This is a genomic window from Massilia phyllostachyos, assembly GCF_021044825.1.
Classification (GTDB): domain Bacteria; phylum Pseudomonadota; class Gammaproteobacteria; order Burkholderiales; family Burkholderiaceae_D; genus Telluria; species Telluria phyllostachyos.
Genome location: NZ_JAJNOC010000001.1, coordinates 1,329,617 through 1,351,403, shown reverse-complemented (window position 1 = coordinate 1,351,403; position 21,787 = coordinate 1,329,617). Strand labels below are relative to the sequence as shown.

General features: G+C 65.2%; 23 protein-coding genes. 8 read left to right on the top strand and 15 right to left on the bottom strand.

Features of this window, described 5'->3' with window-relative positions; genetic code table 11:
- Nucleotides 1-7 precede the first annotated feature (7 nt).
- The gene (locus LQ564_RS05890; RefSeq protein WP_231057141.1) at nucleotides 8-652 is read right to left on the bottom strand and encodes a PEP-CTERM sorting domain-containing protein; all 645 of its coding nucleotides are present in this window, start codon (nucleotides 650-652) and stop codon (nucleotides 8-10) included.
- Nucleotides 653-1,262: 610 nt separating this feature from the next.
- Between LQ564_RS05890 and mutS the strand changes: the two genes are divergently transcribed.
- Both mutS and LQ564_RS05880 read left to right on the top strand, forming a co-directional pair.
- Nucleotides 1,263-3,920 (top strand): DNA mismatch repair protein MutS, encoded by a 2,658-nt coding sequence (mutS, locus tag LQ564_RS05885; RefSeq protein ID WP_231057140.1) that lies wholly within the window; start codon nucleotides 1,263-1,265, stop codon nucleotides 3,918-3,920.
- Nucleotides 3,920-4,888 (top strand): hypothetical protein, encoded by a 969-nt coding sequence (locus tag LQ564_RS05880; RefSeq protein WP_231057139.1) that lies wholly within the window; start codon nucleotides 3,920-3,922, stop codon nucleotides 4,886-4,888. Before mutS ends, LQ564_RS05880 begins: the two co-directional genes overlap by 1 nt.
- Nucleotides 4,889-5,101: 213 nt before the next feature.
- On the opposite strand, the gene LQ564_RS05875 is transcribed toward LQ564_RS05880, so the two are convergent.
- The gene (locus LQ564_RS05875) at nucleotides 5,102-5,635 is read right to left on the bottom strand and encodes an FKBP-type peptidyl-prolyl cis-trans isomerase (RefSeq protein WP_231057138.1); all 534 of its coding nucleotides are present in this window, start codon (nucleotides 5,633-5,635) and stop codon (nucleotides 5,102-5,104) included.
- A 78-nt stretch (nucleotides 5,636-5,713) separates the two neighbouring features.
- Between LQ564_RS05875 and LQ564_RS05870 the strand changes: the two genes are divergently transcribed.
- From LQ564_RS05870 to LQ564_RS05860, 3 genes are all read left to right on the top strand, one after another.
- On the top strand, nucleotides 5,714-6,835 hold the full coding sequence (locus LQ564_RS05870) for a cupin domain-containing protein (RefSeq protein ID WP_231057137.1): 1,122 nt from the start codon (nucleotides 5,714-5,716) through the stop codon (nucleotides 6,833-6,835).
- 18 nt (nucleotides 6,836-6,853) lie between these two features.
- The gene (locus LQ564_RS05865) at nucleotides 6,854-7,333 is read left to right on the top strand and encodes a DUF7931 domain-containing protein (RefSeq protein WP_231057136.1); all 480 of its coding nucleotides are present in this window, start codon (nucleotides 6,854-6,856) and stop codon (nucleotides 7,331-7,333) included.
- Nucleotides 7,334-7,620: 287 nt separating this feature from the next.
- Complete coding sequence (locus LQ564_RS05860) at nucleotides 7,621-7,899, top strand: hypothetical protein (RefSeq protein ID WP_231057135.1); 279 nt, start codon at nucleotides 7,621-7,623, stop codon at nucleotides 7,897-7,899.
- A gap of 189 nt (nucleotides 7,900-8,088) precedes the next feature.
- On the opposite strand, the gene bamC is transcribed toward LQ564_RS05860, so the two are convergent.
- From bamC to LQ564_RS05820, 8 genes are all read right to left on the bottom strand, one after another.
- Entirely contained in the window at nucleotides 8,089-9,237 is a 1,149-nt protein-coding gene (bamC, locus tag LQ564_RS05855; RefSeq protein WP_231057134.1) for an NlpB/DapX family lipoprotein, read from the bottom strand.
- A gap of 42 nt (nucleotides 9,238-9,279) precedes the next feature.
- Nucleotides 9,280-10,161, bottom strand: a complete 882-nt coding sequence (dapA, locus tag LQ564_RS05850; protein WP_231057133.1) for a 4-hydroxy-tetrahydrodipicolinate synthase — start codon at nucleotides 10,159-10,161, stop codon at nucleotides 9,280-9,282.
- A 65-nt stretch (nucleotides 10,162-10,226) separates the two neighbouring features.
- On the bottom strand, nucleotides 10,227-10,793 hold the full coding sequence (locus LQ564_RS05845) for a class I SAM-dependent methyltransferase (RefSeq protein ID WP_231057374.1): 567 nt from the start codon (nucleotides 10,791-10,793) through the stop codon (nucleotides 10,227-10,229).
- A gap of 8 nt (nucleotides 10,794-10,801) precedes the next feature.
- Nucleotides 10,802-11,452, bottom strand: a complete 651-nt coding sequence (locus tag LQ564_RS05840) for a site-2 protease family protein (RefSeq protein ID WP_231057132.1) — start codon at nucleotides 11,450-11,452, stop codon at nucleotides 10,802-10,804.
- 63 nt (nucleotides 11,453-11,515) lie between these two features.
- Nucleotides 11,516-12,139, bottom strand: coding sequence for an L-threonylcarbamoyladenylate synthase (locus tag LQ564_RS05835; RefSeq protein ID WP_231057131.1), 624 nt, complete (start codon nucleotides 12,137-12,139; stop codon nucleotides 11,516-11,518).
- A 28-nt stretch (nucleotides 12,140-12,167) separates the two neighbouring features.
- Nucleotides 12,168-13,043: a protease HtpX gene (gene htpX, locus LQ564_RS05830; RefSeq protein WP_231057130.1), complete on the bottom strand. Its 876-nt coding sequence runs from the start codon at nucleotides 13,041-13,043 to the stop codon at nucleotides 12,168-12,170.
- A gap of 125 nt (nucleotides 13,044-13,168) precedes the next feature.
- Complete coding sequence (locus tag LQ564_RS05825; protein ID WP_231057129.1) at nucleotides 13,169-13,999, bottom strand: 3',5'-nucleoside bisphosphate phosphatase; 831 nt, start codon at nucleotides 13,997-13,999, stop codon at nucleotides 13,169-13,171.
- 143 nt (nucleotides 14,000-14,142) lie between these two features.
- Nucleotides 14,143-15,036, bottom strand: coding sequence for an alpha/beta fold hydrolase (locus tag LQ564_RS05820; RefSeq protein WP_231057128.1), 894 nt, complete (start codon nucleotides 15,034-15,036; stop codon nucleotides 14,143-14,145).
- Nucleotides 15,037-15,181: 145 nt separating this feature from the next.
- Here LQ564_RS05820 and LQ564_RS05815 point away from each other — a divergent pair, with 145 nt between their 5' ends.
- Together LQ564_RS05815 and hslO are read left to right on the top strand one after the other, a co-directional pair.
- Nucleotides 15,182-15,706: a gamma carbonic anhydrase family protein gene (locus LQ564_RS05815; protein ID WP_231057127.1), complete on the top strand. Its 525-nt coding sequence runs from the start codon at nucleotides 15,182-15,184 to the stop codon at nucleotides 15,704-15,706.
- A gap of 4 nt (nucleotides 15,707-15,710) precedes the next feature.
- A complete protein-coding gene (gene hslO, locus LQ564_RS05810) occupies nucleotides 15,711-16,664 on the top strand; it encodes an Hsp33 family molecular chaperone HslO (protein ID WP_231057126.1) in 954 nt (317 codons plus the stop codon).
- Nucleotides 16,665-16,739: 75 nt separating this feature from the next.
- On the opposite strand, the gene LQ564_RS05805 is transcribed toward hslO, so the two are convergent.
- Together LQ564_RS05805 and LQ564_RS05800 are read right to left on the bottom strand one after the other, a co-directional pair.
- Nucleotides 16,740-18,281 (bottom strand): hypothetical protein, encoded by a 1,542-nt coding sequence (locus tag LQ564_RS05805; protein WP_231057125.1) that lies wholly within the window; start codon nucleotides 18,279-18,281, stop codon nucleotides 16,740-16,742.
- Nucleotides 18,281-19,027 carry a hypothetical protein gene (locus tag LQ564_RS05800; protein ID WP_231057124.1) on the bottom strand — a complete coding sequence of 249 codons (747 nt, stop codon included), beginning with the start codon at nucleotides 19,025-19,027 and terminating at the stop codon, nucleotides 18,281-18,283. Before LQ564_RS05800 ends, LQ564_RS05805 begins: the two co-directional genes overlap by 1 nt.
- Before the next feature lie 194 nt (nucleotides 19,028-19,221).
- Here LQ564_RS05800 and LQ564_RS05795 point away from each other — a divergent pair, with 194 nt between their 5' ends.
- Nucleotides 19,222-19,728: a Dps family protein gene (locus tag LQ564_RS05795; RefSeq protein ID WP_231057123.1), complete on the top strand. Its 507-nt coding sequence runs from the start codon at nucleotides 19,222-19,224 to the stop codon at nucleotides 19,726-19,728.
- A 49-nt stretch (nucleotides 19,729-19,777) separates the two neighbouring features.
- Here LQ564_RS05795 and LQ564_RS05790 read toward each other — a convergent pair whose 3' ends face one another.
- From LQ564_RS05790 to eno, 3 genes are read right to left on the bottom strand one after another with little or no spacing between them, the layout of a single operon-like run.
- Nucleotides 19,778-20,047 (bottom strand): helix-turn-helix domain-containing protein, encoded by a 270-nt coding sequence (locus LQ564_RS05790; protein ID WP_231057122.1) that lies wholly within the window; start codon nucleotides 20,045-20,047, stop codon nucleotides 19,778-19,780.
- Nucleotides 20,048-20,052: 5 nt separating this feature from the next.
- Nucleotides 20,053-20,400: a cell division protein FtsB gene (gene ftsB, locus LQ564_RS05785; protein WP_231057121.1), complete on the bottom strand. Its 348-nt coding sequence runs from the start codon at nucleotides 20,398-20,400 to the stop codon at nucleotides 20,053-20,055.
- 52 nt (nucleotides 20,401-20,452) lie between these two features.
- Nucleotides 20,453-21,736 (bottom strand): phosphopyruvate hydratase, encoded by a 1,284-nt coding sequence (gene eno, locus LQ564_RS05780; RefSeq protein WP_231057120.1) that lies wholly within the window; start codon nucleotides 21,734-21,736, stop codon nucleotides 20,453-20,455.
- Between the last annotated feature and the right edge of the window lie 51 nt (nucleotides 21,737-21,787).

Below are 21,787 nucleotides of genomic sequence, written 5' to 3'. Positions count from 1 at the left end.
CGCTCGTTTAGATGGCGCGGCGCTGGCGGCGGCGCAGCGCGCCGAGCGCGAACATGCCCGCGCCGAACACGGCCAGGCTGCCCGGTTCCGGCACATCGGCCGGCGGGGGTTCCACGCTGTTGAAGATCAGGCTCGAGGAAAACACTTCCAGCGGATCGCTGCCGAAGGTGTCCTCGACATACAGCCGCCACTCGCCGAACATGTCCATGCCGTCGAACATGCTCAGCTGCCCGAGCGGGCGGAAGGCGCCGGCCTGCACGCGCTTGCCCAGGGCCTGTCCCTCGTCGGTGAAGGTCATGGTGATGCGGCCGATGCCGGCTGTGTCGCCCTGATCGAAGGTATCTTCCTCGATGAGGTTGACCACGCGGCCATCGGGGCCGATCAGGCGCATGACGATTTCGTTTTCGAAGGGCGTGCCCTGGCCGATGCAGCGGCTGCCCTCAGGATCGATGTAGGGGTTGTCGCATTTCGAGAACTCGACAGCCACGTTCACGTCGTTGATCGTGCCATGGCTGGTCACGTTGAAGCTGACGTAGCCAAACGACTTGTCGTAGTCGCGATAGGTAGTGTCGGTAACGATCAGCTCGGCATGGGCCGCTGCCGACGCCAGCGTCATGATCGCAGCTATAAAAAACGAAGTCATTGCTTTCATAAGAAATCTCCTTGGACTTCTTACGCTAAAGCAAGATTCGCACCATGTAGCAGATTCCTAATAAATACAAATGCTTGGCCGCGATAACGTTCCGCTCCCATCCTCAATTGTAAGATTTTCCGACAGGGCATTCATCCGTATCAGGAGTGTTCACGTCTAATTCTTCGGCACGCGGCTTCCAGCTCTGCACTTCCTGTGGTGGGTGCGAACCTGCACCCAGTGCGGCTATGAACATGCTTGCGGGCACCACTTCCTGCACTGGTCCGGCCGCAATAAGGACCTTCGCGTTGCGTTCTTGATGAGGGCGATGTTCGACTTGGCATAAATATGTCGTCCTGTTTTCTACATAGCCAGATCGTAATCAGTAGGTGCTCGTCAATAGTGCCAGCTTACGGAGCATCCCCCTGTCGGACGAACGCTAGCTGATTTGTGATAGATCCGACTACTATCATTGCTGGAGCGAACAGCATGTCCGCCACCCGGCGGCCCATCATCGGTCACTCGGCGGAATTCATCCTTCCTCTCCTGTTTCACGGTCTGAGCTCAACGGATCGCGGTAAAATGGCAAGCCTTGGCCACGCCCCCGCTTTGCCGCACGATCACCATTGAGATGAACGCTCCCTCCGAAATCAACGCCGCCGCGCTCAAGAGCAGCGCGACGGAAAAGCACACCCCGATGATGCAGCAGTACCTGCGCATCAAGGCGGACTACCCGTCCATGCTGGTCTTCTACCGCATGGGCGACTTCTACGAACTCTTCTTCGACGACGCCGAAAAGGCCGCGCGCCTGCTCGGCATCACCCTGACCGCGCGCGGCAAGTCCGAAGGCGAGCCGATCAAGATGTGCGGCGTGCCGTTCCACTCGCTGGACGGCTACCTGGCCAAGCTGGTCAAGATCGGCGAATCCTGCGCGATCTGCGAGCAGATCGGCGACCCGGCCCTGAGTAAAGGCCCGGTCGAACGCAAGGTGGTGCGCGTGGTCACCCCGGGCACCCTGACCGACAGCGACCTGCTCCCCGAAAAAGCCGAGCGCCCGCTGCTGGCCCTGTGCATGCACAGCCAGCGCAAGACGATCACGGTCGGCATGGCCTGGCTGTCGCTGGCCAGCGGCGTGCTGCGCTTGATGGAGTTCGCCGGCGAACAGCGCGCGGTGGAATCGCGCCTGGCGCATGAACTCGAGCGCATCGCGCCGGCCGAGATCCTGCGCGCGGACTGCGCCGACCTGTTCGAATCCGAGCCGGTCGCGCACACCCAGCGCATGCCGGAGTGGCACTTCGATGTCTTGAAGGGCCACCAGGCCCTGCTCGACCAGCTGGGCGTGGCCACCCTCACCGGCTTCGGCGCGGACGGCCTCGGCGCCGCCTTCGGCGCGGCCGGCGCGCTGCTGCGCTATGCGCAATCAACGCAGGGACGCGGCCTGCAGCACGTGAAGAGCCTGGCCTGCGAACAGGAAAACGAATACATCGGCCTGGACGCCGCCACCCGCCGCAACCTGGAGCTGACCGAAACCATCCGCGGCCAGGAATCGCCGACCCTGTTCTCGCTGCTGGACGGCTGCCGCACCGCGATGGGTTCGCGCCTGCTGCGGCACTGGCTGCACCATGCGCGCCGCAACCAGCGCGTGGCGCGTTCGCGCCATGAGGCGATCGCCGCGCTGGCGCAGGCGGAAGCGACCCACGGCTTATCGAGCACGCTGGCCAACGTGCCCGACATCGAACGCATCACCACCCGCATCGCCCTGCTGTCGGCGCGCCCGCGCGACCTGTCCTGCCTGCGCGACGGCCTGAAAGCATTGCCGCTGCTGCGCGAAGGCGTGGCGCGCTGCTTCGTCCCGGGCGATACCTCCCTGCTGCGCGAAATCCACGACCTGCTCGATCCGCCCGCCGCCTGCCTCGACCTGCTGTCGCGCGCGATCGCGGAAGAGCCGAGCGTGCAGGTGCGCGACGGCGGCGTGTTCGCACGCGGCTACGATGCGGAACTGGACGAGCTGCGCGCCCTGTCCGAGAACGCCGGCCAGTTCCTGGTCGACCTGGAGACGCGCGAGCGCGCCCGCACCGGCATCGCCAACCTGCGCGTCGAATACAACCGCGTGCACGGCTTCTACATCGAGGTCACCAACGGCCAGGCCGACAAGGTGCCGGTCGACTACCAGCGCCGCCAGACCCTGAAGAACTGCGAGCGCTACATCACGCCCGAACTCAAGGCCTTCGAGGACAAGGCGCTGTCGGCCCAGGACCGCGCGCTGTCGCGCGAGAAGATGCTGTACGACGTGCTGCTCGGTGAACTCGCACCCTTCATCACGACCTTGCAGTCGGTGGCGGGCGGGCTGGCCCAGATCGATACGCTGGTGGCGCTCACCAACCATGCGATGCGCAACAACTGGTGCGCGCCGCAGCTGGTGGATGCGCCCTGCCTCACCATCAATGAGGGCCGCCACCCGGTGGTCGAGAACCAGATCGAACGCTTCATCGCCAACGATTGCCGGCTCTCGGACGACCGCCGCCTGCTGTTGATTACCGGCCCGAACATGGGCGGTAAGTCGACCTTCATGCGCCAGGTCGCGCTGATCACGCTGCTGGCCTACGTGGGCAGCTACGTGCCGGCGACCAGCGCCACGATCGGCCCGATCGACCGCATCTTCACCCGCATCGGCGCCAGCGACGACCTGGCCAACGGCCGCTCGACCTTCATGGTCGAGATGACCGAATCGGCCGCCATCCTGAACGGCGCCACCGAGCACTCGCTGGTGCTGATGGACGAAGTGGGACGCGGCACCTCTACTTTCGACGGCCTGGCGCTGGCCTGGGCCATCGCGCGCCATCTGATCGAATCGAGCCGCAGCTTCACGCTGTTCGCGACCCACTACTTCGAACTGACCCAGCTGCCCGAGACCCACCCGAGCGCGGTCAACGTGCACCTGTCGGCGGTCGAGCACAAGGACAGCATCGTGTTCCTGCACGCGGTGCAGGACGGCCCGGCCTCGCAGAGCTACGGCCTGCAGGTGGCGCAGCTGGCCGGCGTGCCGCCCGCCGTGATCCGCGCCGCGCGCAAGCACCTGGCGCGCCTGGAATCGCAGGCGCTGGATGCGTCGCCGCAGCTCGATCTGTTCGCGGCGCCGAGCGAAGACATCGACGCGGCGCCCACCTTTGTGGACAGTGCGCCGGAAGACGATGCGCTGAAGTCCGCGCTCGACGCCATCGACCCGGATGCGCTCACGCCGCGCGAAGCGCTTGAACGGCTCTACGAGCTGAAACGGCTGGCCGCCTGATGCGGGCGCGCCGTCCCTTCCTTCTCACCGCGCTGCTGGCTGCCGCGCTGCTGGTCTCTGGCGGCGCCTGGGCCGCCGCGGCCAAGAAGAAGGAGAAGGACAAGGACGGCAATGCGCAACACTTCGCCGTCGTCGGCCACCGCGCCGCCATCGACGGCGAGGACGGCTTGAAAGATACCCTCGACGAGGCGAAGGACGAGGACCTCGCGTTTGTCGTCGTCACCGGCATCAAGGGTGCGAACGAGCCCTGCGGCGACCGCGTCTACCAGAAGCGGCGCGAGCTGTTCGACAAGGTGAAGCGCCCGGTGATCGTGTCGCTGTCGGGGAACGACTGGACCGGCTGCCGCAATTCCCTAGGTCGCACCAACGCCATCGAACGCTTGAACCGCCTGCGCGAACTGTTCTACGGCGAGCCCGAATCGCTGGGCAAGGACAAGCTGCCGCTGACCCGCCTGTCGAGCAGCCCGCGCTTTCGCAGCTATGCCGAAAACGCGCACTGGAAGGTCGGCAAGGTGCTGTACGCCACCATCAACCTGCCGGCGGCGAACAACCACTACCTGGCCGCAGCCGGCCGCAACAGCGAATTCGAAGACCGCGCCGTCGCCAACCGCTTCTGGCTGAACCGCCTGTTCGCGATCGCCAAGCAGGACAAGGTGAGCGCGGTGGTGCTGTTCGCGGAAGGGAATATGCAACCCTTGCTGCAGCCGGCCAACGGCCTGCGCGCGCTGTTGCAGCGGGCGCCGACGGCTTACGACGGGTTTGCCGACACACGGCGCCAGGTGCAGATGCGGGCGGCGAAGTTCATGGGACAGGTGCTGGTGGTGGACAGTGCGGGGTTGCCAAAGGAAGCGAAGCCGGGGATCGAGTGGCTTGGCAATGTGGGGCACTTGTCGGTGGGGGCGCACGCGGTGGAGGTGCGGGTGGCGGGGGATGGGAAAAAGGTGTTCAGTCTGGGGGCGGTGCGCTGAGGCGCTATCGGCTGCTCACAGAAAATTGGGTTCCGGCCTTCGCCGGAAGTCGTCGGCGCCAGTGGCGCGTACGACGCTCTATAGGCTAACAGCCAGATCGTGCGCCACGGTACTTCCATCGTTAGCAACAGCACGTCATCCCGGCGAAGGCCGGGATCCAAGTTCGTCGCGTCACCGCAGCGCCCACAAAGCGCCGCAGGCGCGCACCGCCAATCAGTTCAGCGGCTGACTACGAAAATGATCCCCCTCCTCGCCATCATCCATCTCATGATGATGCCCATGCTCGCCATGCACGTGACCATGTGCGATCTCTTCGTCCGACGCCGCACGCACGTCGACCACCGACAGGTCGAAGCGCAGCGCCATGCCCGCCAGCGGGTGGTTGCCGTCGAGGACGACCTTGTCGTCGGCGATGTCGGTGACGGTGAAGATGGTCGGCTCTTCGTCCACGCCTTCGGCCATGCCTTCGAACTGCATGCCGACTTCGAGCGGTTCCGGCAGGCGCTTGCGCTCCTCGACCTTCACCAGCGCCGGGTCGTAGTCGCCGAAGGCGTCTTCCGGCTCGACCTGGATCGTCGACGAATAGCCCTTTTCCTTGCCGTCGAGTTCTTCTTCGATCTTCGGCAGGGTATTTTCGTAGCCGCCGTGCAGGTACACCATCGGCTGGGAGCCCTCCTCGATCAGGTTGTTCTGGGCGTCCGACAGCTTGTAGTTCACCGTCACGACCGTATCCTTGGCAATCTTCATCGCAAATCCTTTCGTTGTGAGGTCGGGATTATAACCCCTGCCCGGTCGTGGCCCTGGCCTGGCTGGTTATAATGGCGCATGAAAAAATTACAGCTACTCGGGAATATTACTCCCGCCCAGTTCCTGCGCGATTACTGGCACAAGAAACCGCTGCTGATCCGTAACGCGATTCCGGGCTTCAAGCCTTTGCTGAAATTCGAGAAGCTCGCCGAGCTCGCCACCCTGAACCACGTCGAATCGCGCCTGGTGACCATGCGCGACGGCCAGTGGGACATGCAGCACGGCCCGCTGGCCGAACTGCCGGCGCGCAGCGAGCGCGAATGGACCATGCTGGTGCAAGGCATCAACCTGGTCGACGGACGCGCCGACGAGCTGCTGCGCCAGTTCCGCTTCGTGCCGGATGCGCGCCTGGACGACCTGATGGTCAGCTTCGCCACCGACGGCGGCGGCGTCGGCCCCCACTTCGATTCCTACGACGTGTTCCTGCTGCAAGCCCACGGCAAGCGCCGCTGGCGCATCGGCGCCCAGGAAGACTTGAGCGTGGTCGAAGGACTGCCGCTGAAGATCCTGGCCAATTTCGAGCCGGAAGAAGAGTTCGTACTCGAGCCCGGCGACATGCTCTATCTGCCGCCCCACTACGCCCACGACGGCGTGGCCGAAGGCGAATGCATGACCTACTCGATCGGTTTCCGCTCGCCTTCCTTCCAGGAACTGGGCGAAGCCTTCCTGCAGTTCATGGCCGATTCGATCGACCTGCCGGGCCGCTACGCCGACCCCGACCTGCAGCCGGCGAAGAACCCGGCCGAAATCCCGCGCGAAATGCTCTCCACGATGGTGGAGGAACTCAACAAGGTGCGCTGGGACGAGGAAGACGTGGCAATCTTCATGGGCGAGTACCTGTCCGAGCCGAAGCACAACGTGTTCTTCACCGGCCCGGCCAAGCCGCTGGTGGTCGGCAAGTTCATGGAAGCGGCGACCAAACGCGGCCTGAAGCTGTCGAGCAAGACCCTGATGCTGTACCGCGGCAAGAACGTCTTCATCAACGGTGAATCCTTCGCGGTCGGCCGTGCCGACAAGGCGGTCCTGGACGTGCTGGCCAACGACCGCCGCCTCGACGGCGCCGCCCTGGCGAACGCGACCGACGACGTGCTGGAAGCGCTGTACACCTGGTACCAGGACGGCTGGATCGAACTGGGCTGATTACGGAAGGAAGAGGCCATGCAGGAACCGAGCAGCACGCGTTTCGATACCCGGACCGAGTTCGCCACGCATTTGCAAGCGTGCCTGCAGGCAGCCGAGCACTCGCTCGACCTGTTCGACCCGGACTTCGCCGTGTTTCCGCTCGGCTCGAGCGACTTTGACACCCTGCTGCGCGCCTTCCTGGCGCGTGGCGGCGTGCTGCGCCTCGCCATGCATTCGCCGGCCCACATCGAACGGCATTACCCGCGTCTGCTGCGCCTGCTGCGCGACTACAGCCACCTGGTCGAGTGCCGGGTGACGCCGAAGGCGCTGCACAACCTCACCGATTCCTTCTGCATCGCCGACGACCGGCACGTACTGCGGCGTTTTCATAGCGACCACATGCGTGGCGAAATGGCATTCGACACGCCGGCAAGCGTCGATATTCCGCGCCAACGCTTCGATGCGATCTGGGCCGAATCGCGCCCGGCATTGCAGCCAACAATTACCGGTTTGTGATGTCAACCGAACCAGAATATGGGGCGTTAACCGCACAGTTACACGAAATTTTGCTGCAGTTGCATCTTGTAACAAGATAAAGCTTGTTATGCCATAAATTGCTTTCGTTGGAGCATGAGTTTCCTGTTGCGATTCAGTAAATTTGGCTATAATATCAGGTCAGGAGATTCCGTTGCTTAAGCGGCAGTATTGCCTCTTACGAAAGAACGAGAGTTCCTCTGAGCAATAATTACCGGTAATTATTATTCAAACAAGCAGTACTTACTTTTAAGATATTAAGGAAAATCATGAAAAAATCCCTGCTGATCGTTTCCCTGATGGCTGTTGCTCTGGCTGCTTGCAGCAAGAAAGAAGAAGCTGCTCCGGTCGCTCCGGCTGCTGTCGAAGCACCTGCTGCTACCACCACCGACGCTGCTGCCACCACCCCGATGGCTACCGACGCTGCTGCTACCACCGCTCCGGCTGACGCTGCTGCTGCCGCTTCGGCTGCTGCTTCGACCGCTGCCGACGCTGCTGCTGCCGCTTCGACCGCTGCTTCGCAAGCTGCTGACGCTGCTGCCAAGTAATCAGCGCGAGCTTGATTCGGAAGACCGGCCTTCGGGCCGGTTTTTTTTCGTCGGTGCTCTTTAGGCTAGTGGCTGCGGATGCAAAATTGGATCCCGGCCTTCGCCGGAACCCAAGTTCCCATGCAAACCACGCACACATAAAAAAACCGGCCTCAAAGGCCGGTTTTTCACGAGAACGTAAAACAGCGATTACTTCAACTCATCCGTCAACAGACGCAGAATCTTCGCCCCCGTCTCACCCGTCTCCGACTTCCCATCATTGGTCTGCACCGTCACCTGGCTAGCCGACGCCCCCTGCTCCGCCTTGACCAGCACGCGATAACGCTGCGCTTCCTTGGCCTTCTCGTCCGAGCCGAAGGTGAACAGGCGCTTGAAGAAGCCTTCCTTGTTCGCGGCGTCCGGGTCGACGTAGCGCACGAAGTACACGCCCTGCACGCGGTCGCGGTCTTCCACGGTGAAGCCGACGCGGTCGAGCGCCAGGCCGACGCGGCGCCAGGCGCGGTCGAAGCCTTCGTCCAGCTGGATCACGCCGCCGTCGAGCCTGGCCTGCGGCGCCGCCACCGGCGCGTTGGCGACCATGGTCTCGGCCTGCCTGGTTTCCTTCTGGCCGGTGAGCTGGGCCACCATGCGGCTCAGGAATTGCGATTCCAGACCCGGGTCGTTCGGGCGCACGGTCCAGATCGTGGTTTCCTTCTGCGAACCCTGCAGCACCTCTTCGGCGCCGCGGTGGCTGACCCAGATCTCGGTCGAGCCGTCCGGCAGGCGCTCCAGGCGGGTGCGGAACTTGTCGCGCTCGCCGGTCGAGTAGGCGCGGTCGAACACCTTGCCGATCGCGTTGCGGATGAAGTCCTGCGGGATCTTCGAGCGGTTCTCGACCCAGTTGGTTTCCATGGTGCCGGTCGTGAGCGATTCGGTCTCGATGGCGAAGCCCTGGTTTTCCCAGAACTGGCGCACTTGTGGCCACAGCTGTTCCGGGGTCTGCTTGACCACCAGCCAGCGCTGGTCGCCGTTGCGCTGGACGCTCACGGCGTCGGTCGAGATCGGTCCGACCGGGCCGACGCCGCCACCACCCACCGGGCCGCTGACCTGGCCGCCCTGCTGTTGCTGCTGCATGCCGGACGCGGTGGCCACGCCCTTGCCGTCCGGGACGGCGTAGCGGTTGTCGCGCTGCAGCGCGGTCAGGTCCGGCGGGACTTCGAGGTTGGCGGCGCGTTTGGCGCCGCGGTAGTCGACCTTGTCCGATTCGAAGATGGTGGTGCAGGCCGAGACGCTCAGCGCGATCGCAGTGAGCGTCAGCACGCGCGCGGCGGCAGGAGTCGTGTTAGTGCGTTTAGTCATGTCGTTCGATATCAGGTACTAAGGACCGGAACCCTCGCGGGTTCAGGCAGAGAGAAGGCCCGCCTGGGCCAGTGCGCCGCGCAGGGTAGCGTGGAAGGACGAACCCAGCGGCGCCAGCGGCAGACGCAGGCCGGCCGGCATCTTGCCCATCTCGGCCAGCGCCCACTTCACCGGCACCGGGTTCGGCTCGACGAACAGCTTGGCGTGCAGGTCGAGCACGCGGTTGTTGATGTCCACCGCGCGCGCCACGTCGCCGGCCATGGCGGCCGCGCACAGCTCGTGCATCGCGCGCGGGGCCACGTTGGCGGTGACGGAGATATTGCCGGCGGCGCCGCAGAACATCAGCGCCATCGCGGTCGGATCGTCGCCCGAGTAGACAGCGAAGGATTTGTCGACGCTGCGCAGCAGTTCGATGCCGCGGCCGACGTTGCCGGTGGCGTCCTTGATGCCGACGATGTTGTCGACTTCGGACAGGCGCACCACGGTCTCGTTGGCCATGTCGGCCACGGTACGGCCCGGCACGTTGTACAGGATCACCGGCAGGTCCACCGCCTCGGCGATGGCGCGGAAGTGGCGGTACATGCCTTCCTGGGTCGGACGGTTGTAGTACGGCACCACCTGCAGGGTGGCGTCGGCGCCGACTTCCTTGGCGTGGCGGGTCAACGCGATGGCTTCCACGGTCGAATTGGCGCCCGCGCCGGCGATCACCGGAATGCGGCCGGCGGCGTGCTCCACCGCAAGCTTGATCAGTTCGCCGTGCTCTTCCGGAGACACGGTGGCCGATTCGCCGGTGGTGCCGACGATGACGATGCCGTCGGTGCCTTCCGCGATGTGCCAGTCGATCAGCTTGCGCAGGGAATCGCGGTCAAGACTGCCGTCCTCGAACATCGGGGTGACGATTGCTACGATGCTGCCCTTAATCATATGCGTGACGCTGCCAGTAAGTTTAGAAAAACCATAAAACGCTGATTGTAGCGGATCACCCGCCACTATGGCTCATTTCCGGCCACATTATGGTCGAGCTTCGCCTCGGTTTTGACGAAGGCCGGGCCCGCCGCGCACAGACGCTGCACCTGGGCCGGGTGCGGATGGTCGACGTGGCCGTCCTCGTAGGCCAGCACCTGCAGCCCGCCGTCCCGGGCCAGGCCCAGCAGTTCGCCGGGCGCCAGCAGGAAGTCCGGATTCGAAGGCTTGCCGTAGACCTGGTTGCCCTGGGCGAAGGTTTCGTAGACCAGTACGCCGTCCGGCGCCAGGCTGCGCGCCAGGTCGGCGAACAGCGGGCGGTGCAGGTAATTGGTAACCACGATCAGGGAAAACCGCCCCGCGTCGAAGGGCCAGACCGCGCCCTCTGCCTCGAGGTCGTGCTGCAGGGTAGCGATGCCAGCCTCGGCCAGCGGCGCCAGCAGCTCGGCCTTGCGGTCCAGCGCGACAACCTTCATGCCGCCTGCGGCCAGGAACCGCGCATGGCGGCCGCTGCCACAAGCCAGGTCGAGCGCTTCGCCGCGCGGCGCCAGCGGCGCGAAGCGCTGGACCCACGGCGACACGGGCAGGTTCATCATGTCCTTCACAACAGCAGCCTCAAGGGCGACGTCAGCAGGTGCACGACGATTTCCCCGAAGGCCATGACCGGCACCAGCCAGAACGAGAGCACTTTCAGGAAGATCAGCCCCAGGACGATGAAGAACCCGTAGGGCTCGATCCGCGCGTATTTGTAGGCGAGGCGGTTCGGCAGCAGGCTGGTGACCACACGGCCGCCATCGAGCGGCGGGATCGGCAGCAAGTTGAAGGCAAAGATCACCAGGTTAACGAAGATGCCGGCCTGCGCCACCTTGTGCGGGAATGCCTCTTGCACGTGCATCGCGCTCAGCAGGATCCAGATGCTCATCCATCCTAGCGCCATGATGAGATTGGCTCCCGGGCCGGCGAGCGCCACCCAGGCCATATTGCGCTTCGGGTTACGCAGCCGGCTGAACTCGATCGGCACCGGCTTGGCATAGCCGAACACGAAACCGGTGGTCAGGTACAGCACCACCGGGATGATGATGGTGCCGAACAGGTCGATGTGCACCAGCGGGTTGAGCGTCATGCGCCCCGCGGCATAGGCGGTGTTGTCGCCGAAATAGCGGGCGACGTAGGCGTGGGCGGCTTCGTGCAGGGTAATCGCAAAAAGAACGGGCAGCGCGTAGACAGCGATGTTGCGTATCGTTTCATCCATAACCGGATTCTATCAGAGGCTGTCGGGTGGCTGTCCGTGCCTTCAGGCAAGCTTAAGGACAGCTTACAGCCCGAAGGCGGCCGGATCGCCCCTGCCCTCGCGCAGCAATTCCGGTGCCGGTCCGGTCAGGTCGACCACCGTGGTCGGCTCCAGCGTGCCGGCGCCGCCGTCGATCACCAGCTCGATCTGCTTGCCGAGGCGCTCGATCACCTCGTCCGGATCGGACAGCATGTGGTCGTCGCCCGGCAGTTGCAGGGTGGTGCCGATCAGCGGCTCGCCCAGCTCCTCGATCAGGCCGAGCAGGATGGCGTTTTCCGGCACCCGCACGCCGATGGTCTTGCGCGACGGATGCGACAGGCGGCGCGGCACTTCGCGCGTCGCTTCCAGGATCACCGTGTAGGGGCCGGGCATGGCGGCTTTCAGCAGGCGGTACTGGGCATTGTCGACGCGCGCGAAGTGGGCGATCTCGGACAGGTCGCGCACCAGGAGGGTCAGGTGATGCTTGTCGTCCACGCCGCGGATGCGGCGCAGCTTCTCGACCGCGGCCTTGTCATCGAGGCGGCAGACCAGCGCATAGGCCGAATCGGTTGGCGCGGCGACGATGCCGCCGCTGCCGATGATCTGGGCGGCCTGCTTGAGCAGGCGCGGCTGCGGATTCTCGGGATGGATCTGGAAATGCTGGGCCATCGGCTACCTTTCTTTTTCTAAATGGTGCTCAGCGCAATGCCTGCAGCGCGGCGATGCGCTGCTCCATCGGCGGGTGAGTGGAAAACAGCGCGCCCCAGCCGCCGCCGCTGCCGGAAATGCCGGAGGCCGCCATCGACGAGGGCAGCGCACCCGGCGCCAGGCCGCCCAGGCGGGCCAGCGCGTGCTGCATCGGCACGGACGAGCCCAGCAGCTTGGCGGAGCCGGCGTCGGCACGGAATTCGCGTTGGCGCGAGAACCAGGCGACGATGATCGAGGCCAGGATGCCGAACACGATCTCGCACACGAACACGGTGATCATGTAGCCGATGCCGGGGCCGCGGTCTTCGCTGCGGAACAAAATCTTGTCGACGAAGAAGCCGACCACGCGCGCCAGGAACACGACGAAGGTGTTGACCACGCCCTGGATCAGGGTGAGCGTGACCATGTCGCCGTTGGCGATGTGGGCGACCTCGTGGCCGATCACGGCCTCGACCTCGTCCTGGTTCATATTGGCCAGCAAGCCCGTGGACACCGCCACCAGGGCCGAATTCTTGAAGGCGCCGGTGGCGAACGCGTTCGGTTCGCCATCGTAGACGGCCACTTCCGGCATGCCGATGCCCGCGCGCTCCGACAGGCGGCGCACGGTGTCGACCAGCCAGCGTTCGGTGCTGTTGGTCGGTTGCTCGATGACGCGCGCGCCGGTCGACCACTTGGCCATCGGTTTGCTCATCAGGAGCGAGATGAAGGAACCGGTGAAGCCGACCACCAGCGAGAACACGGCCAGCGCGCCGACGTCGATTCCCTCTCCCGTGACGGCGCGGCCCACGCCGAGCAGGTTAAGCACGAGCGACACCACCAGCACCACGGCGAGGTTGGTGGCAAGGAACAACACGATACGTTTCATGGACAGGCCTCCTGGCAGCTGAAAAACGATGTCAGGGTGCCAAGATAGGGATGAGATGGGCGAAACTCAAGGGCAGGACTGCCCACTTAAGTTCGACCTCAGGGAGGGTCGGCGCCCCTTCGCCCTCAGGACCAATCGTGCCAGATCGGCGTCAGCTTACCCGGCAGCGGCGGCAACTCAGCAAACTCGACCCGCGATTCCCCCGGCGCATGGAAATCCGTCCCGCGCGACGCCAGGAACCCGTAACGCCGCGCCTTCTCCGCATATTCGCCGTACTGGTCCGGCGTGTGGCTCCCCGTCACCACCTCGATCGCCTTGCCGCCGAGCTGGATGAATTCGTCGAACAGCGCCCCTTCCGCCGTATCGCTGAAGGGATAGCGCCCCGGATGCGCGATCACCGGAATGCCGCCGGCGCCCTTGATCCAGCCGAGCGCCTGCCCAAGCGTGGCCCAGCGGTGCGGCACATAGCCCGGCTTGCCTTCGGTGAGAAATTTGCGAAACACCTCGGCCGGCGTCGCGCAGACGCCGATCTCGACCAGGTAACGCGCGAAGTGGGTGCGCGAGATCAGGTCCGGGTTGCCGACGTAGCGCAGCGCGCCCTCGTAGGCGCCAGCAATGCCCGCGCTTTCCAGCTGGGCCGAGATTTCCATCGCGCGCGCCTGGCGTCCGTTGCGGGTCGCGGCCAGGCCGGCGATCAGGTCGCGGTTGTCTTCGTCGACCTGCAGGCCGACGATGTGCACGGTCTCATTCGCCCATGTCACCGAAATCTCGACGCCGGCCACGAAACGCATGCCCAATTCGCCGGCCGCCTGTCGTGCCGCCTTGATGCCGCCGACCTCATCATGGTCAGTGAGCGCCCACATATCGACGCCGCTCTTACGGGCATAAGCCGCCACTGCGGCGGGCGCGAGCACGCCGTCGGAGACGCTGGAATGGCAGTGGAGATCGACTTTCATGGCAGGCTGATTCGAAAGCAATGGAACATGCCATTGTACGCGTCAATGGTCTGTTCCGCTTCCCATTGCGTCGCCGATGCTTGCGCTCGCAGCCAAAGGTAGTGCCGTCGTTCCGGCGAAGGCCGGAACCCAATTTTGCTTGATCAGCCCGGAACCTCAGCCCCAATTAGAAATGCCTCGATCATCCCCGCCAACACCTCCGGCTGATCATGATGCAACATATGCCCCGCCCCCGGCATCATGCGCGCCGTCACCCTGGCCAGATGCTCGCGCCGCCGGTCGATCTCGGCGCGCGCCTGCTCCTTCGGCCCCATCCAGCGCCACATTTCCGTCTCTTCCGCCTCGACCCACAGCACCGGCGCCGTGATCTGCGTCCAGCAAGCCAGCACCTCGTCGGCGTGGTATAGCAGCGGCCCGGTCATCTTGTGCGCCGGGTCGCCGAGGATGCGCCACTGCCCGTCGGCTTCCCTGGCAGACCAGTGCGCCGCCAGGAAAGCCGCGCGCTCGCCCGACAAGCGCGGATTGGTCTTCTGCAGCCGCGCCGCCACCTCTTCCAGCGACGCATAGCCGCGCATCTCCGGCTTGGCGCGCAGTTCGTCCAGCCATTTGGCGTAGCGCCCCGGCGCCTGCGAGGGCCGCGTGGCCGGCAGGCCGAAGCCCTCCAGGTTGATCAGCCTGGCGATCCGGGCCGGGCGGATGCCCGCATACAGGCTGACGATATTGCCGCCCATGCTGTGCCCCAGCAGGTTCACGGGCTCGCCCGGTGCGTAATGGTCGAGCACGGCTTCGAGGTCGGCCAGGTAATCCGGGAACCAGTAGGTGTCACCGGGGGTACGGTCGCTCAGGCCGAAGCCGCGCCAATCGAAGGCGATCACGTGCCAGTCGCCGGCAAGGGCGTCGACCACGAACTGGAACGAGGCCGCCACGTCCATCCAGCCGTGCTGCATGAAGATCTTGGGCGCGCCTGCGCGGCCCCAGTGGCGCACGTGGCAGCGCAGGCCACGGATGGTCAGGAATTCGGAACGGGAAGCGTGCATGGCATCTCGGGAGAAAAAGAACGATCGTTCGCATTATACGGCGAGGAACTTGATTTGGCACGAGATGGCCCCATTTGCTGGCGACCGGACGAGCGCGGACGCAAGGTTTACAATAGCGGCATTTCAACCTTCCGCGAGCACATCCATGGCGATTTACCAGCTGGGCGAGCATGCGCCCGAGATCGAAGAGTCGAGCTTCGTGGCCGACTCGGCAACCCTGATCGGCAAGGTCACGCTCGAGGCCAACGCATCGGTCTGGTACGGCGCGACGCTGCGGGGCGACAACGAACGCATCACCATCGGCGAGAACAGCAATGTGCAGGAAGGCACGGTGATGCACACCGACATGGGCTTTCCCCTCACCCTTGGCAAGAACGTGACGGTCGGCCACCAGGCCATGCTGCATGGCTGCACGGTCGGCGACGGCTCGCTGATCGGCATCCAGGCCGTGATCCTGAACGGCGCCCGGATCGGCAAGGGCTGCCTGGTCGGCGCCGGCGCCCTGGTTACCGAAGGCAAGGAGTTCCCGGACAATTCCTTGATCCTGGGTTCGCCGGCCAAGGTTGTGCGCACCCTGACGGAAGAAGACCTGCTGCGCCTGCAGGCCAGCGCCGCGAGCTACGTGGCGCGCGGCCAGCTGTTCAAGGCGCAGCTCAAGCAAATCGGATAAAAGAATGACGACTACGACACGCGATACCCTGCAAAAATTCATCTTCGACAACGCCGCCGTGCGCGGCGAGCTGATCGAGATTTCCGACACCTGGCGCGAGATCCAGGCCCGCCACGCCTACCCGAAAGCGGTGCGCGCCGCCCTGGGCGAGATGGTCGCGGCCAGCGCCCTGCTGTCGGCCAACCTGAAGTTCAACGGGTCGATCGTCATGCAGATCTTCGGCGACGGCCCGGTGCGCCTGCTGGTGGTCGAATGTGACGCCCAGCTGCGCATCCGCGCCACCGCCAAGCTCGCGCCGGACGCCGAGATCCCGGAGGTCGCGTCGCTCACCGACATGTTCAACGTGAACGGCAAGGGCCGCTTCGTGATCACCCTCGACCCGGCCGACAAGGTCCCGGGCCAGCAGCCCTACCAGGGCGTGGTGCCCCTGACCGGCGACGACATGGCGACCGTCATCGAGAACTACATGCTGCGCTCCGAGCAGATGGACACGCGCCTGTGGCTGGCGGCCGACGACAACGTGTCGCGCGGCCTGCTGCTGCAGAAGCTGCCGCGCCATAGCGGCAAGGACGACCAGCAGAAGCAGGCTTCGGAAGCCGAAGACCTGGAAACCTGGAACCGCGCCGTGATGCTGGGCCAGACCCTCAAGCGCGAGGAACTCCTCTCGACCGGCATCGAGACCCTGCTCAAGCGCCTGTTCTGGGAAGAGACCATCCGCGTGTTCGACCCGCAGCACCCGGAATTCCACTGCAGCTGCACGCGCGAAAAGGTGGGCAACATGCTCAAGATGCTGGGCCAGCCGGAAGTCGAATCGGCGCTGGCGGACCTGGGCGAACTGGGGATCAACTGCGACTTCTGCGGCAAGCACTACGCCTTCGACAAGATCGATTGCGCGCAGCTGTTCGCGAGCGATACGCCGGTGGAGACCATGATGCCGGCGAGTGGCAGCATTAACTGATTCAACTCCCGTGTGCACACACGGGGCGCGAATGCTCGCTGGCTGGTTGGACGCGTGGGCGGGGGCCCGCCCACCCTACAACCCCAGAGCCGTCATCACCTTGCGAATGTCGGCGGCATTTACCTGCTTCATCGGCTGATACGGCGTCTTGCACGGCATTGCCAGCGTCGTGCCATCCTCCAATCCCAGCTTTACCTCCTGCCGCGCGGTGCAGGCCGCCACGACGGCCGGCAGCGCCTCCGCACCGCCGAACACCGGCAATCCTTCCACCCGCACCACGGCCGCATCCTGGCGCAGCGTGCGGCACTTCGACATCGCATCGAGCAGGACCCGGTCCGGGGTCGGCGTGATGCTGCGCCCGCCCGCGCAATCGTCCTGCTGCAGCCGGGTGAGCGCCTGCAGCATCATGGCGTCGACGTGCGCCTGGCGCGGCGGCTGCGGCGTGGCCAGGCCGGTCTCCCGCAACGCCTCGCCCCAGCGCGCCGCGCCGCCCAGCACCGCCGGCAGCATGCGCGGGGTGCAGGACACCTCGCCGCATTCGATCGCCCGCGCGAACTCGGGCCGCGCTCCCGCGCGCAGCTGCTCGTAGAAACGATCCAGCCGCGCATGCGGCGTGCCCGCTCCCTGGCGCGCGGCCAGCGCATACACATAGGCCGCCAAGCCGCAGCTGTATTCCGGCCGGCTGGCGCCGAGCATGCAGTCGGCCAGGGCGTCGTCCAGCTCCGCGGCCGCCTGCGCGGGCGTCAGCCAGCCCTGGCGCAAGGAGGCGGTCCAGCGCAGGAACTCGGCGCCGCCCTCGTGGATCAGGCGCGCGTCCGGGTAACCGTCGACCGCGTCGCGCAGCTGGAAGCAGTGGCTCACTTCGTGCGCTACCAGCTTGTTCATCTGGCGCTGGTACTGCGGCGCGGGGTCGGCCGGCCAGTTGAACAGCGAGAGCAGCAGGATGTCGCCGGCGCTGCCGCCGATGTTCGGCCCGCCCGGCTCCTCGGCCAGTCCGGCGGCGATGATGGGGCGGTGGTAATCCGCTTGCGGCATTGCCTTTCTAAGGTAGCGTGTGGTGCCCGCGGCCACGCTGCGGATCTGGGCGACCGCGGCCTCGCTCAGCGCCGGGTCGAAGTAGTCGATGTCGCCCGTCTGGCGTGTTGCGAACAGCAGCGCGGGCGCGTCGGCATCGGCAGGCGCGCTCATGTCAAACGAGCGGCCGGCCGTGCGGATCGTCGCCGGGCCGGCGTAGCGATACGCCACCTTCCCGCATTCCGGGCCGACCGCGTAGTTCGACATGTGGGCGTACAGCGCCTGCCCCACCGGGAAGGAACCGGGATAGCCGGCCACCTTGTCGCTGGTGGCCGGCACCGTGAAGCGCAGCGCGGCGCAGGCCTTGGGACCGCGCGCGAGGGCACCGCCGCCGGCGGCGCCGCAGCCGTCCTGCGCCTGCCAGCGCGCACGGATGCGGGCGGCGGACGGGCCGTTCTTCAGGAAGGACAGGCGGCTGCAGGCGGCCGGCAATTCGTAGCTGGCCTCGATTGCGTCCGGCGCGGCCAGGCGCACCGTGACGGTGACGCCGGCGGCGGCCTGTCCATGCAGGCCGGCCAGCAGCAGGATGAGCGCCGCCCGCATCACGGTTTCGCGGTAGCGGCGGCGGCGTCGGCGAACTCGTAGACGATCAGCGCATCGTTGTCCCAGTTCTTGTCGCGCAGCGGCGCCTGGAAGCCGTTGCCGTTGTCACGCAGCGGCAGGCCGGACTTGCGGTCGCCGGAGACCACCGTCGCCGACAACAGGCGCTGCGGCGCGCGGAACAGGTAGGCCGTCATCGGCAGGTTGCAGATCCCGCCCGCGGCCACAGCGCCGGCACGCAGCATCAATGAAATCTCTTCCTTGCGCACCGCCGCCCCGACCTCGCACTCCATGCGCAGGTCGCCCAGCCGCCGCGCGTTGGCCGGCACGCCGGGGGTGCGCACGCGCGGACGCCAGCGGAACTGGTCCTTCTTGCGGTTCAGGATCAGGTCCGCCTTGTCAGCCAGCGCTTCCTGGCTGCGCGGCAGCACGAAGGTGCCGTCCGCGTCGAGCGGCAGCGCGATATCGACCTCGTTGCCCGCCAGGCGTAGTTGCAGCCCTTCGCCGCCCGCCATTTTTCCATCCCTGGTCCAGAGCTCGAAGCGCAGGCTGGCGCCCGGCGCCAGGCGCGCATGCTTGTCGTCCCAGGCGTCGAGGCCGCGCACCATGTGCCGGTAAGGCTGCAGTTCCGGATCCTTGATGCTGCTGACCTGGACCTGTTCGGCCGGAACCTCCTGGGAGGTGGCGTCCTGCGCGAATGCGGGACCGGTCATCGTCAGGAGGACGGCCATGATCGACAAGGGTTTCATGCATCTCCAATCAGGGTGTTCGATCCATCGATTCTATAGACTTCGGCGAGGCAAAAATGCGTACATCATCACGACCCGCAGATGAACCGGGGCAGCCGGAACACGCGTTTTTTTCAGGAGTGCTAAGCTGATGCATCTTTGACAGTGTTGTCGAATTATACAAACACTGCAGTACTCACCACAGGAGAAATGCGATGCACATCAATACCGGAATTAGCACCGAAGACCGCGCGAAGATCGTCGAATCCCTCTCGACCGTCCTGGCCGACGCCTACATGCTGTACCTGAAGACCCACAACTTCCACTGGAACGTGACCGGTCCGCTGTTCTCGAGCCTGCACGTGCTGTTCGAAGAGCAGTACACCGAACAGTGGAACGCGCTGGACGAGATCGCCGAACGCATCCGCGCCCTGGGCCACTTCGCCCCGGCCACCTACAAGCGCTATGCCGAGCTGTCGAGCATCAAGGAAGAGCCGGAAGTGCTGTCGTCGAAGGACATGCTGCGCCAGCTGGTGGACGGCAACGAGACCCTGATCCGCACCCTGCGCGCGGGCGTCAAGATCGCCGACGACCTGGAAGACTACCCGACCGCCGACATGCTGACCACCCGCATGGAAGTGCACGAGAAGAACGCGTGGATGCTGCGCTCCTTCCTCGAGCAGGGCGCGGGCGCGTCGCAGGGCGATGCGTCGTCGGATTGATCGACGTAGCCGCCAAAGAAAAAACGCGCCGTGCGGCGCGTTTTTTTATTTAACTTCGTCCGCCCGACATATGCAGGTCGACGACCTTCATGATCTCGAGCGTGAGATCCAGGTTGAACTCATCGGCCATCAAGGCCGCCTGCAGTTCCCCACTTGGCATGCCAACGGCAGCCGCCAGCTCGCCCAGGCCAGGCGCCTGCGCCACCGTTTTCATTGCGGTCGAGATCAGGCCGCCGTCGCCGTCTTCGAAAGCGTCGGCCAGGCAGTCGGCGATCGCATCGAGCGAATCGAGGGTGGCGGGATCGATGGGCTGGTTCATGGTGTTCAGTGAGACGGTTTGTTCTTGTCCTTCGGCGCCGGCGGGGGCGGCGGCACGGTCATCGAGACCGCCGGCTGCTCGTCCTTGCGCAGCACCTGCACGAAGATCTCGTTCTGCTTGATCATGCCGAGGTCGAAGCGCGCGCGCTCCTCGACCGCGCCCAGGCCGTCGCGCAGGTCGCGCACTTCCGATTCGAGCATGGCGTTGCGCGCCTTGAGCTGCTCGGTCTTGAGGCGGGTCTGCTCGACCTGGTCGCGCATGTCGGCGACCAGCAGCCAGCTGCCCTTGCCCAGCCACAGCGGGTACTGGATCAGGAGCAGCAGGGCGGCAAGCGCGATGGTGATGAGTCGCATGGCGGATACGGAAAGGCCGGCCCACATCGCGGGCCGGCCGGCTTCCTGACGATTACTTCAGGTTGTAGAAGGCGTCGCGGCCCGGGTAGCTGGCGACGTCGCCCAGGTCTTCCTCGATGCGCAGCAGCTGGTTGTACTTGGCCATGCGGTCCGAACGCGACATCGAGCCGGTCTTGATCTGCAGGGCGTTCAGGCCCACGGCGATGTCGGCGATGGTCGAGTCCTCGGTCTCGCCCGAACGGTGCGAGATCACGGCGGTGTACCCGGCGCGCTTGGCCATCTCGATGGCGGCGAAGGTCTCGGTCAGGGTGCCGATCTGGTTGATCTTGATGAGGATCGAGTTGGCGATGCCCTTCTGGATGCCCTCTTTCAGGATCTTGGTGTTGGTGACGAACAGGTCGTCGCCCACCAGCTGCACCTTCTTGCCCAGCGCGGCGGTCAGGGTGGCCCAGCCTTCCCAGTCGCCTTCGGCCATCGCGTCCTCGATCGAGATGATCGGGTACTTGTCGACCCAGGTGGCGAGCATGTTGGTGAAGTCGGCGGCGCTCAGCGACAGGCCTTCGCCCTCCAGCACGTACTTGCCGTCCTTGTGGAATTCGCTGGCGGCGCAATCGAGGCCGATCGCGATCTGCGGGCCGGCGACGTAGCCGGCCTTCTCGATCGCCTGCATGATCAGCTGGATCGCTTCCTCATGGCTGCCCACGTTCGGCGCGAAGCCGCCTTCGTCGCCCACCGAGGTGGCCAGGCCCTTGTCGTGCAGGATCTTCTTCAGCGAGTGGAACACTTCGGCGCCCCAGCGGATCGCTTCCTTGAAGCTCGGCGCGCCGACCGGGATGATCATGAATTCCTGGATGTCCAGGTTGTTGTCCGCGTGCGCGCCGCCGTTGATGACGTTCATCATCGGGACCGGCATCTGCATCGCGCCGGAGCCGCCGAAGTAGCGGTACAGCGGCAGGCCGGCTTCTTCGGCCGCCGCCTTGGCGACCGCCATCGACACGGCCAGCATGGCGTTGGCGCCCAGGCGGCTCTTGTTTTCGGTGCCGTCGAGATCGATCAGGGTGCGGTCCAGGAAAGCCTGTTCGTTGGCGTCCAGGCCCATGATCGCTTCGGAGATCTCGGTGTTGATATTCTCGCAGGCCTGCAGCACGCCCTTGCCGAAGTAACGCGCCGGGTCGCCGTCGCGCAGTTCGATCGCTTCGCGCGAACCGGTCGAGGCGCCCGACGGCACCGCGGCGCGGCCCATCACGCCCGACTCCAGCAGCACGTCGCATTCGACGGTCGGATTGCCGCGCGAGTCAATGATTTCGCGGCCGATAATATCAACGATAGCACTCATGTTCTACAGTCTCCAGAAGAGTAAATAGTGGGTACGTCTTGTATGGGGTAC

What these genes read in the sequence shown, in the direction of transcription:
- LQ564_RS05890 (WP_231057141.1), bottom strand. Translation starts at nt 652, where the DNA reads ATGAAAGCAATGACTTCGTTTTTTATAGCTGCGATCATGACGCTGGCG.
- mutS (WP_231057140.1), top strand. Translation starts at nt 1,263, where the DNA reads ATGAACGCTCCCTCCGAAATCAACGCCGCCGCGCTCAAGAGCAGCGCG.
- LQ564_RS05880 (WP_231057139.1), top strand. Translation starts at nt 3,920, where the DNA reads ATGCGGGCGCGCCGTCCCTTCCTTCTCACCGCGCTGCTGGCTGCCGCG.
- LQ564_RS05875 (WP_231057138.1), bottom strand. Translation starts at nt 5,635, where the DNA reads ATGAAGATTGCCAAGGATACGGTCGTGACGGTGAACTACAAGCTGTCG.
- LQ564_RS05870 (WP_231057137.1), top strand. Translation starts at nt 5,714, where the DNA reads ATGAAAAAATTACAGCTACTCGGGAATATTACTCCCGCCCAGTTCCTG.
- LQ564_RS05865 (WP_231057136.1), top strand. Translation starts at nt 6,854, where the DNA reads ATGCAGGAACCGAGCAGCACGCGTTTCGATACCCGGACCGAGTTCGCC.
- LQ564_RS05860 (WP_231057135.1), top strand. Translation starts at nt 7,621, where the DNA reads ATGAAAAAATCCCTGCTGATCGTTTCCCTGATGGCTGTTGCTCTGGCT.
- bamC (WP_231057134.1), bottom strand. Translation starts at nt 9,237, where the DNA reads ATGACTAAACGCACTAACACGACTCCTGCCGCCGCGCGCGTGCTGACG.
- dapA (WP_231057133.1), bottom strand. Translation starts at nt 10,161, where the DNA reads ATGATTAAGGGCAGCATCGTAGCAATCGTCACCCCGATGTTCGAGGAC.
- LQ564_RS05845 (WP_231057374.1), bottom strand. Translation starts at nt 10,793, where the DNA reads ATGAACCTGCCCGTGTCGCCGTGGGTCCAGCGCTTCGCGCCGCTGGCG.
- LQ564_RS05840 (WP_231057132.1), bottom strand. Translation starts at nt 11,452, where the DNA reads ATGGATGAAACGATACGCAACATCGCTGTCTACGCGCTGCCCGTTCTT.
- LQ564_RS05835 (WP_231057131.1), bottom strand. Translation starts at nt 12,139, where the DNA reads ATGGCCCAGCATTTCCAGATCCATCCCGAGAATCCGCAGCCGCGCCTG.
- htpX (WP_231057130.1), bottom strand. Translation starts at nt 13,043, where the DNA reads ATGAAACGTATCGTGTTGTTCCTTGCCACCAACCTCGCCGTGGTGCTG.
- LQ564_RS05825 (WP_231057129.1), bottom strand. Translation starts at nt 13,999, where the DNA reads ATGAAAGTCGATCTCCACTGCCATTCCAGCGTCTCCGACGGCGTGCTC.
- LQ564_RS05820 (WP_231057128.1), bottom strand. Translation starts at nt 15,036, where the DNA reads ATGCACGCTTCCCGTTCCGAATTCCTGACCATCCGTGGCCTGCGCTGC.
- LQ564_RS05815 (WP_231057127.1), top strand. Translation starts at nt 15,182, where the DNA reads ATGGCGATTTACCAGCTGGGCGAGCATGCGCCCGAGATCGAAGAGTCG.
- hslO (WP_231057126.1), top strand. Translation starts at nt 15,711, where the DNA reads ATGACGACTACGACACGCGATACCCTGCAAAAATTCATCTTCGACAAC.
- LQ564_RS05805 (WP_231057125.1), bottom strand. Translation starts at nt 18,281, where the DNA reads ATGCGGGCGGCGCTCATCCTGCTGCTGGCCGGCCTGCATGGACAGGCC.
- LQ564_RS05800 (WP_231057124.1), bottom strand. Translation starts at nt 19,027, where the DNA reads ATGAAACCCTTGTCGATCATGGCCGTCCTCCTGACGATGACCGGTCCC.
- LQ564_RS05795 (WP_231057123.1), top strand. Translation starts at nt 19,222, where the DNA reads ATGCACATCAATACCGGAATTAGCACCGAAGACCGCGCGAAGATCGTC.
- LQ564_RS05790 (WP_231057122.1), bottom strand. Translation starts at nt 20,047, where the DNA reads ATGAACCAGCCCATCGATCCCGCCACCCTCGATTCGCTCGATGCGATC.
- ftsB (WP_231057121.1), bottom strand. Translation starts at nt 20,400, where the DNA reads ATGCGACTCATCACCATCGCGCTTGCCGCCCTGCTGCTCCTGATCCAG.
- eno (WP_231057120.1), bottom strand. Translation starts at nt 21,736, where the DNA reads ATGAGTGCTATCGTTGATATTATCGGCCGCGAAATCATTGACTCGCGC.